Origin of the sequence: uncultured Planktosalinus sp., assembly GCF_963973675.1 — a bacterium.
Taxonomy (GTDB): domain Bacteria; phylum Bacteroidota; class Bacteroidia; order Flavobacteriales; family Flavobacteriaceae; genus Planktosalinus.
This window is the reverse complement of record NZ_CAXBAN010000392.1, coordinates 1-2,375: the sequence shown is the minus strand read 5'-3', so window position 1 is coordinate 2,375 and position 2,375 is coordinate 1. Positions and strand designations below refer to the sequence as shown.

Here is a 2,375-nt window from a genome sequence, read left to right as displayed (position 1 = left end):
CATTGGTAGCCAGGGGAAATCGGCCAATACAATTTCCACCTTCAAAATGAATCATTTTTACATCATCTCCAGTGTGTCCAATTAACATGACTTTATTCAGTGTTCCACTCATAACTATTTGATATTTGTTTCGTTCAAAGGTATTACTTTTCAATTGCTTTTAAAAGGAGAAACGCTCAATAAAATTATGAATTACTATTGGAACAGGATATTTTTGGATTTCTGAAATTGGATATCCTATGTTGATTTCATCAGTGTAAAGGATCCAAAACCGTATATGAAGATGCTGGTGTGAAAGCTTATGATGAATAGGAATTTCATTGAAAAGTGTCAGGGATTCTATTTTTATTTTATCAAAAACACTTTTTATTTCATCAGGTTTAAGAATGCTGCTTTTATCTTTTTCAATCAATGGAAATTGATAGAGGTTTTTCCAAATGCCATTTTGGGTTCTTTTTTCGAGTAGTGTTTTTTGGTTTGCTGAAACAACTACTAAATAATTAAAGTAGCGGTTTCGCACTTTAACTTTTGATGTTTTTACAGGAAGTTGACCCACTTTTCCCTGGTTGAAGGCAACACATTTTTTCTGAAAAATACACACTGCACATAACGGTTTTTGAGGTTTACAATGTACTGCACCAAACTCCATTAATGCTTGATTGAATTCACCCGGTTGAGTTGGGTCAATTAAACTTTGGGCCAGTGTTTTGAATTCTTTAGCAGCTTGTGAAGAATTAATGGGTGTTTCAATGCCAAAAATTCTTGATAAGACCCTGTATACGTTGCCATCAACTACTGCCTGTGCTTCCTTAAAACAAATGGAGGCGATTGCACTTGCAGTATAGTCGCCGATGCCTTTTAGTTTTATGAGTTCGCTATAAGTGTCTGGAAAAACCCCATTAAACTCTTCAACCACGACTTTTGCAGTGTGATGAAGGTTTCGGGCACGGGAGTAATAGCCCAGTCCCTGCCATAGCTTTAAGACGGTTTCTTCATCGGCTTTTGCCAAATCAACTACTGTTGGAAATGTTTCTATAAACTTTTCATAATAAGAGAGCCCCTGATCAATGCGGGTTTGCTGAAGAATAATTTCAGACAGCCAAACAGCGTATGGATTGGTAGTTTTGCGCCAGGGAAGTTCTCGTTTATAAATTTGATACCAGTCAATAAGCTGTTTTGAAAAGTTCATAGGTGTAATTAATCACACAAAAATAACGGCTAGGAATCAAACGACATTGCTTTTTTAAGGGAAATGTGCTTCCTTTGAAATATGAATAAAAAAGTCTATTCTGTAAATGAAGCACAAACCAGGATGGAGCGTTATTGCGTATATCAAGAACGTTGTCATCAGGAGGTTGAGCAAAAATTATGGGAAATGCAATTGATTCCTCAGGCAGTTGAAAAAATTATGCTTCACTTGCTTGAAAATGATTTTATTAATGAAAGCCGTTTTGCAAAAGCCTATGCACGAGGTAAGTTTTCAATTAAAAAATGGGGAAAAAATCGCATTGTTAATGAATTGAAAAAGCGAAAAATTTCTGCATACAACATCAAACTGGCACTGCAGGAAATAGAAGATGAAATCTATTTAAAAACTTTAGATGAATTGGCTGAAAAGCGTTTATATCAAATCAAAGAAACCAACAAATATAAAAAAAGAAAAAAGTTAGCTGATTATTTGCTATATCGAGGTTGGGAGAGTGATTTGGTGTATGAACGGGTAACGCGGTTAATTCCTTAAATTTTGAAAGTGTAATTTTTAAAATAGCCTGATTATAATTACCTCTTAAGTTGTTATAGTTTGGAATTAATCCTCTTCTGAATCTTCACTTTTTAGTTCGTGTGTAGATTTTTTATATTTTCCTTTTAGGTCATCAATAAGTGATTTGTGCCATAGTTTTACTCCAATAAAATAGGAAGCACGTCCTATAAGGTGAGCACCTACCGGCGCGGTTAAAAGGATGAACAAAATGATTGCCAAAACTCTTGAGGTAATTGATATTTCATTGAAATAGATTGCGGCTGCAGCCAGAATTAATCCAATGCCCAATGTAGCTGCTTTTGTTGTGACTGATATTCGCAAATAAGTATCGGGCATTCTTATTACTCCCACTGCGGCCAGGAGGACAAACAAAGTGCCTAAAGTTGCTAGTATGCCAATTAAAATTTCACTCATTTCTATTTCTCTTTTCTAAATAATAGGAAAAAGCCACCGTGCCTAAAAAAGCAATTAAAGCCAAGATCATTGCAATATCCAGAAAAGTGGGTTGGTTTGAGGTAATGCTGTATATAGCTATTACACCAATTCCTGTGGTTATTAATAAATCAAGCGTAATAACACGATCTGCAATACTGGGACCCATCAAAAAACGAAT

General features: G+C 35.2%; 4 protein-coding genes and 1 pseudogene. 1 reads left to right on the top strand and 4 read right to left on the bottom strand.

The window, feature by feature from the left end; all coding sequences use genetic code 11:
- Window positions 1-112 (bottom strand): annotated as a pseudogene (locus AACY61_RS12495) (single-stranded DNA-binding protein); the annotation flags it as partial.
- 48 nt (window positions 113-160) lie between these two features.
- Entirely contained in the window at window positions 161-1,189 is a 1,029-nt protein-coding gene (gene mutY / locus AACY61_RS12490) for an A/G-specific adenine glycosylase (RefSeq protein WP_339611911.1), read from the bottom strand.
- A gap of 81 nt (window positions 1,190-1,270) precedes the next feature.
- On the opposite strand from mutY, the gene AACY61_RS12485 reads away from it, so the two are divergent.
- On the top strand, window positions 1,271-1,741 hold the full coding sequence (locus AACY61_RS12485) for a regulatory protein RecX (protein ID WP_339611910.1): 471 nt from the start codon (window positions 1,271-1,273) through the stop codon (window positions 1,739-1,741).
- Window positions 1,742-1,807: 66 nt separating this feature from the next.
- Here the strand turns inward: AACY61_RS12485 and mnhG are convergent, their stop codons facing one another.
- Together mnhG and AACY61_RS12475 are read right to left on the bottom strand one after the other, a co-directional pair.
- Entirely contained in the window at window positions 1,808-2,176 is a 369-nt protein-coding gene (mnhG, locus tag AACY61_RS12480; RefSeq protein ID WP_339611909.1) for a monovalent cation/H(+) antiporter subunit G, read from the bottom strand.
- Window positions 2,169-2,375, bottom strand: a 207-nt coding sequence (locus tag AACY61_RS12475) for a cation:proton antiporter (protein WP_339611907.1), incomplete at its 5' end; no start/stop codon positions are given. The genes AACY61_RS12475 and mnhG, both read right to left, overlap by 8 nt.